The organism is Streptomyces sp. NPDC006510, from assembly GCF_040611955.1.
In the GTDB taxonomy this organism is placed as follows: domain Bacteria; phylum Actinomycetota; class Actinomycetes; order Streptomycetales; family Streptomycetaceae; genus Streptomyces.
In genome coordinates this window covers 22159-29225 of sequence record NZ_JBEXPH010000107.1, presented here as the reverse complement: position 1 = coordinate 29225, position 7067 = coordinate 22159, and the positions used below count along the sequence as shown (strand labels likewise).

The 7067-nt window shown below is 70.7% G+C and carries 5 protein-coding genes; 4 read left to right on the top strand and 1 reads right to left on the bottom strand.

Features of this window, described 5'->3' with window-relative positions; translation table 11 throughout:
* The coding region (locus ABZY11_RS27620; RefSeq protein WP_356481731.1) for a saccharopine dehydrogenase NADP-binding domain-containing protein at positions 1–949 on the bottom strand (949 nt) is incomplete at its 3' end.
* Between the two features lie 202 nt (positions 950–1151).
* Between ABZY11_RS27620 and ABZY11_RS27615 the strand changes: the two genes are divergently transcribed.
* From ABZY11_RS27615 to ABZY11_RS27600, 4 genes are all read left to right on the top strand, one after another.
* Complete coding sequence (locus ABZY11_RS27615; protein ID WP_356481733.1) at positions 1152–2303, top strand: CaiB/BaiF CoA-transferase family protein; 1152 nt, start codon at positions 1152–1154, stop codon at positions 2301–2303.
* A gap of 118 nt (positions 2304–2421) precedes the next feature.
* Positions 2422–3564, top strand: coding sequence for an acyl-CoA dehydrogenase family protein (locus ABZY11_RS27610; protein ID WP_356481730.1), 1143 nt, complete (start codon positions 2422–2424; stop codon positions 3562–3564).
* Positions 3565–3599: 35 nt separating this feature from the next.
* A complete protein-coding gene (locus ABZY11_RS27605; RefSeq protein WP_356481729.1) occupies positions 3600–4814 on the top strand; it encodes an acetyl-CoA C-acetyltransferase in 1215 nt (404 codons plus the stop codon).
* Positions 4815–4855: 41 nt separating this feature from the next.
* The gene (locus ABZY11_RS27600; protein ID WP_356481728.1) at positions 4856–7063 is read left to right on the top strand and encodes a 3-hydroxyacyl-CoA dehydrogenase NAD-binding domain-containing protein; all 2208 of its coding nucleotides are present in this window, start codon (positions 4856–4858) and stop codon (positions 7061–7063) included.
* Positions 7064–7067: the final 4 nt, after the last annotated feature.

The following is a 7067-nucleotide window of genomic DNA, read 5'->3' as shown; positions in this document are numbered from 1 at the left end:
TGCGCCGCCGCTGCTCCGCGTCCGGCCCCTTGCCCGGCTCGTACCGGTCCATCAGCCAGGCCCGGGCCGCCGGGACCTGCGCGGCGCCCAGGAGGGCGCCGACCGCGGCCGTGCCGCCGAGCATCATCGGCAGATGTCGCACCGAGGCGAAGTGGCGGTAGCGGAAGTCGGGGCCGTACCGGGCCAGGGCCCGCGCCGAGCGTCCGACGACCTGCGGGTCCAGCGTCGGCAGCGGGAGCGCCCAGGTGCCGGTCTCCGTACTGAAGTGCGGGACGCCGAACGGGGTACGGGCCCGGCGGGCGACCAGCCGCGGTTCGTGCAGCCGGCGTTCCCGGGCGGCGCGCAGCATCCTCGGGCCGCGGCCCATCGCGGTGAGCGCCGAGGCGAACGTACCGCCGGAGAAGACGGCGTTGCTGCGTACGAAGCCGTCGACGGTCAGGGGTACGCCCTGCGGCAGCTGCTGGACGGTGAAGTACACCCCGAGGTCGTGCGGTACGGAGTCGAAACCGCAGGCGTGTACGATCCGGGCGCCGGTCTCGCGGGCCCGCGCGTCGTGCTTCAGGTACATCCGGTCCACGAACTCCGCCTCACCGGTGAGGTCCGCGTAGTCCGTCCCCGCCTCGGCGCAGGCCGCGACCAGCTGTTCGCCGTACCAGACATAGGGGCCCACCGTCGTGGCCACCACATGGGCGGATTCGGCGAGCTCGCGCAGCGAGTGCTCGTCCTCGGCGTCGGCGTGCAGCAGCGGGAGGTCCGCGCAGCGCGGGTCGATCGCGGCGAGACGTTCGCGCAGGCGTTCCAGCTTGGCCCGGTCACGTCCGGCCACGGCCCAGCGGCAGTCGGCGGGTGCGTGGGCGGCGAGATATTCGGCGGTGAGGGCCCCCACGAAGCCGGTGGCGCCGAAGAGGATTACGTCATAGGGGCGTTGTGCCCCGTTCTGTCTGTTCATGAGTGCCTCCGCGGGGCCGGCGCCGATGTGGCAGGCAGAGGTTAGCGGAGGGGTCGTGGCGGTGTACGGCCGGGCGGCTCCCATGGGGGAGGATCCCGGGGAAGGGTCTAAGCGCTTGCTCGGCCAAAGGGGTTGTGCGGAGCGCGGTGCGTTCTTAGCATCATCGCTGTTACATCAGTTGTGTCATACCGCTGGGGGCTTGATGGCAACGACAGAGCACAGCTCGCACGGCCCGCTGGCAGGGGTGCGGGTGGTCGAACTGGCGGGCATCGGACCCGGTCCGTTCGCCGCGATGCTCCTGGCCGACCTCGGTGCCGATGTCGTCAGGGTCGACCGGCCCGGCGGTGCGGGGCTGGGTATCGACCCCGCGTACGACCTCACCAACCGCAACAAACGCTCCGTGCTCGTCGACCTCAAGGCCGAGGACGGCGCCGCCAAGGTGCTCGATCTGGCCGAGCGCGCCGACATCCTGATCGAGGGCTACCGGCCGGGCGTCGCCGAACGCCTCGGCGTCGGCCCCGACGCCGCGCTGGCCCGCAATCCGCGGCTCGTGTACGGGCGGATGACCGGCTGGGGCCAGGACGGACCGCTCGCGGAGCGGGCCGGGCACGACATCGCCTACATCGCGCTCACCGGCACCCTCTCCGTGATCGGCAAGCCCGGCGAGCCGCCCACCGTCCCGGCCAATCTCGTCGGCGACTACGCGGGCGGCTCGCTCTATCTCGTCGTCGGCGTGCTCGCCGCCCTCCAGCACGCCCGCACCCCCGGCGGCCGGGGCCAGGTCGTGGACGCGGCGATCGTCGACGGCGCCGCCCATCTCGCCACGATGATCCACGGAATGCTGGCGGCGGGCGGCTGGCAGGACCGGCGCGGCTCCAACCTCCTGGACGGTGGCTGTCCGTTCTACGGTGCGTACGAGACCGCCGACGGCCAGTACATGGCGGTCGGGCCGCTCGAACAGCGGTTCTACGACGAGTTCGGCACGCTGCTCGGGATCGGGGACGGAGCCCCGGACCGGGGTGACATCGCCCGGTGGGAGGAGCTGCGCACCGTCGTCGCCGACCGGTTCAGAACCCGTACGCGTGCCGAGTGGACCGAGGTGTTCGAGGGGTCGGACGCCTGTGTCGCCCCCGTCCTCTCGCTCCGTGAGGCGCCTCACCACCCGCATATCGCCGCCCGCGCCACCTTCGTGGAGCACGACGGGCTCACCCAGCCCGCGCCCGCACCGCGCTTCTCCGCGACCCCCGTCTCCGTCCGCGGCGGGCCCGCGCAGCCCGGTGCGGACGACGAGGCCGTCGCCGCCGACTGGGGCGTACCCGGCCTCAAGAGGGCCCGGAAGGAAGGCGCCGACTGATGGCACTCGACCTGCCGCTGAACCACAGCAGCGAGACGATGCCCAGTGTGATCCCCGTCGGGCCCGGCCCGGCCCGGCCCGTCCCCACCGTCAAGAACCGGCTCCAGGAGGCCCCGTAGTGCAGCGGCAGATCTTCACCGAAGAGCACGACGCGTTCCGCGAGACCGTGCGCACCTTCCTCACCAAGGAGGTCCTCCCGCACTACGAGCAGTGGGAGAAGGACGGCATCGTCTCGCGCGAGGCCTGGCTCGCGGCCGGCCGGCAGGGACTGCTGGGCCTCGCCGTGCCCGAGGAGTACGGGGGCGGCGGCAATACCGACTTCCGCTACAGCGCCGTCATCGCCGAGGAGTTCACCCGGGCCGGCGCGCCCGGCCTCGCGCTCGGGCTGCACAACGACATCATCGGCCCCTACCTCACCGGCCTCGGCACCGACGAGCAGAAGCGGCGCTGGCTGCCAGGATTCTGCAGCGGCGAGACCATCACCGCCATCGCCATGACCGAACCCGGCGCGGGCTCCGACCTCCAGGGCATCCGCACCAGCGCCGAGGACAAGGGCGACCACTGGCTGCTCAACGGCTCCAAGACCTTCATCTCCAACGGCATCCTCGCCGACCTGGTGGTCGTGGTGGCCAGGACCACCCCCGAGGGCGGCGCGAAGGGGCTGTCGCTGATCGTCGTCGAACGCGGCGCGGACGGCTTCGAGCGGGGCCGCAACCTCGACAAGATCGGCCAGAAGTCCCAGGACACCGCCGAGCTGTTCTTCAACGACGTCCGGGTGCCCAAGGAGAACCTGCTCGGTGAGCGGGACGGCGCCTTCATCCACCTGATGACCAATCTCGCGCAGGAACGGATGGGCATAGCCGTAGCCGGGATCGCCGCCGCGGAACACCTGCTGGAGATCACCACGCAGTACGTCAAGGAGCGCGAGGCCTTCGGACGGCCGCTCTCCAAACTCCAGCACATCAGGTTCGAGATCGCCGAGATGGCCACCGAGTGCACCGTCACCCGCACCTTCATCGACCGCTGCATCGTCGACCACTCCGCCGGCACCCTCGACGCCGTGCACGCCTCGATGGCCAAGTGGTGGGCCACCGAACTGCAAAAGCGCGTCGCCGACCGCTGCCTCCAACTGCACGGAGGCTACGGCTACATGACGGAGTATCCGGTCGCCAAGGCATTCACCGACGGCCGCATCCAGACCATCTACGGCGGCACGACCGAGATCATGAAGGAGATCATCGGCCGCTCGCTGCTCGCCTGACCCCGTCGCACAACCACCCCCGAAAGGCTGCTGTCTTGAGTACCGAAGCGTTTGTCTACGACGCGATCCGCACCCCGCGCGGCCGCGGCAAGGCCAATGGCGCCCTGCACGGCACCAAGCCGATCGACCTCGTCGTCGGCCTCATCCACGAAATCCGCAGCCGCTTCCCCGGCCTCGACCCGGCGGCCATCGACGACATCGTCCTCGGCGTGGTCAGCCCGCTCGGCGACCAGGGCTCCGACATCGCCCGGATCGCCGCCATCGCGGCCGGCCTCCCGGACACCGTCGCCGGCGTCCAGGAGAACCGCTTCTGTGCCTCGGGTCTGGAAGCCGTCAACCTGGCGGCCGCCAAGGTCCGTTCGGGCTGGGAGGACCTCGTCCTCGCGGGCGGCGTCGAGTCGATGTCCCGGGTCCCGATGGGGTCCGACGGCGGCGCCTGGGCGATGGACCCGATGACCAGCTTCGACACGGGCTTCGCCCCGCAGGGCATCGGCGCCGACCTCATCGCCACCATCGAGGGCTTCTCCCGCCGCGACGTCGACGAGTTCGCCGCACTCTCCCAGGAACGCGCCGCCGAGGCGTGGAAGGACGGCCGCTTCGCGCGCTCCGTCGTCCCCGTCAAGGACCGCAACGGCCTCGTCGTGCTCGACCACGACGAGCACATGCGGCCCGGCACCACCGCCGACTCGCTCGCCGCGCTCAAGCCGTCCTTCGCCGCGATCGGCGAGATGGGCGGCTTCGACGCGGTGGCGCTGCAGAAGTACCACTGGGTCGAGAAGATCGACCACGTCCACCACGCGGGCAACTCCTCCGGCATCGTCGACGGCGCCGCACTCGTCGCGATCGGCAACAAGGAGGTGGGAGAGCGCTACGGACTCACGCCGCGCGCCCGGATCATCTCCGCCGCCGTCTCCGGCTCCGAGCCGACCATCATGCTGACCGGCCCCGCACCCGCCACCCGCAAGGCCCTCGCCAAGGCCGGGCTGACCATCGACGACATCGACCTCGTCGAGATCAACGAGGCGTTCGCCGGAGTCGTGCTCCGGTTCGCCCGGGACATGGGGCTCTCGCTCGACAAGATCAACGTCAACGGCGGCGCCATCGCGCTCGGCCACCCGCTCGGCGCCACCGGCGCGATGATCCTCGGCACCCTCATCGACGAACTGGAGCGCCGCGACCAGCGGTACGGCCTCGCCACCCTCTGTGTCGGCGGCGGCATGGGCGTCGCCACCGTCGTCGAGCGTCTCTGACCGTCCCCCTGCCGGCCCCTCTCTTACGGAGAAGAACAGCAATGACCGAGAGCACGACCATCCGCTGGGAAATGGACGAGACCGGCGTCGTCACCCTCGTACTGGACGACCCCGACCAGTCCGCGAACACGATGAACCAGGCCTTCAAGGACTCCATCGCGGCCATCGCCGACCGCGCCGAGGCCGAGAAGGACTCCATCCGCGGCATCATCTACACCTCCGCCAAGAAGACCTTCTTCGCGGGCGGCGACCTCAAGGACATGATCAAGGTCGGTCCCGAGAACGCCCAGCAGGCCTTCGACACCGGCACCGCCATCAAGAACTCGCTGCGCCGCATCGAGACCCTCGGCAAGCCCGTCGTCGCCGCCATCAACGGCGCGGCGCTCGGCGGTGGTTACGAGATCGCGCTCGCCTCCCACCACCGCGTCGCCCTGGACGCACCCGGCTCCCGGATCGGCCTGCCCGAGGTCACCCTCGGCCTGCTGCCCGCCGGTGGCGGCGTCACCCGCACCGTACGCCTCATGGGCATCGCCGACGCGCTGCTGAAGGTCCTTCTCCAGGGCACCCAGTACACCCCGCGGCGCGCCCTGGAGAACGGCCTGGTCCACGAGGTCGCCGCCACCCGCGAGGAGATGCTCGACAAGGCCCGCGCCTTCATCGACGCCAACCCCGAGTCCCAGCAGCCCTGGGACGTCAAGGGCTACCGGATCCCCGGCGGCACCCCGTCCAACCCGAAGTTCGCCGCCAACCTGCCGGCCTTCCCGGCCAACCTGAAGAAGCAGCTCGGGGGCGCCCCGATGCCCGCGCCCCGCAACATCCTGGCCGCCGCCGTCGAGGGCTCCCAGGTCGGCTTCGAGACCGCGCTGACCATCGAGGCCCGCTACTTCACCGAGCTGGTCACCGGCCAGGTCGCGAAGAACATGATCCAGGCGTTCTTCTTCGACCTCCAGGCCGTCAACTCCGGTGCCAGCCGCCCCAAGGGCATCGAGGAGCGCCAGGTCAACAAGGTCGCCGTGCTCGGCGCCGGGATGATGGGCGCTGGCATCGCGTACTCCTGTGCCCGGGCCGGCATCGAGGTCGTGCTCAAGGACGTCTCCACCGAGGCCGCGGCCAAGGGCAAGGCGTACAGCGAGAAGCTCCTGGACAAGGCGCTCTCCCGGGGCCGCACCACCGAGGCCCAGCGCGACGAGCTGCTGGCCCGGATCACCCCGACCGGCGACCCGGCCGACCTGGCGGGCTGCGACGCCGTCATCGAGGCCGTCTTCGAGGACACCGCGCTCAAGCACAAGGTGTTCCAGGAGATCCAGGACATCATCGAGCCGGACGCGCTGCTCTGCTCCAACACCTCGACCCTGCCCATCACCGTCCTCGCCGAAGGCGTCTCGCGCCCGGCCGACTTCATCGGCCTGCACTTCTTCTCGCCCGTGGACAAGATGCCGCTCGTCGAGATCATCAAGGGCGAGCAGACCGGCGACGAGGCCCTGGCCCGCGCCTTCGACCTGGTCCGCCGGATCAAGAAGACCCCGATCGTCGTCAACGACTCCCGCGGCTTCTTCACCTCGCGCGTCATCGGCCGGTTCATCAACGAGGGCGTCGCCATGGTCGGCGAGGGCGTCGAGCCCGCGTCCGTCGAGCAGGCCGCGGCACAGTCCGGGTACCCGGCCAAGGTCCTGTCCCTGATGGACGAGCTGACGCTCACCCTGCCCCGCAAGATCCGCAACGAGACGAAGCGGGCCGTCGAGGAGGCCGGCGGCACCTGGGCCGGACACCCGGCGGACGCGGTCATCGACCGGATGGTCGACGAGTTCGGCCGGCCGGGACGCAGCGGTGGCGCGGGCTTCTACGAGTACGACGAGGCCGGCAAGCGCACCCGCCTCTGGCCCGGACTGCGTGAGCATTTCGGGGGTTCCGGGGGCCGTCCCCCGGGTGGGCGCAGCACCGAGCCGGACACCGACATCCCCTTCAACGACATGAAGGAGCGGATGCTGTTCTCCGAGGCTCTGGACAGTGTCCGCTGCCTGGAGGAGAACGTCCTGGTCTCCGTCGCCGACGCCAACATCGGCTCCATCATGGGTATCGGCTTCCCGCCGTGGACCGGCGGCGTGCTCCAGTACATCAACGGGTACGAGGGTGGCCTGCCCGGCTTCGTCGCCCGCGCCCGGGAGCTCGCGGAGCGGTACGGCGACCGCTTCCTGCCGCCCGCGCTGCTCGTGGAGAAGGCCGAGAAGGGCGAGACCTTCCACGACTGACGCG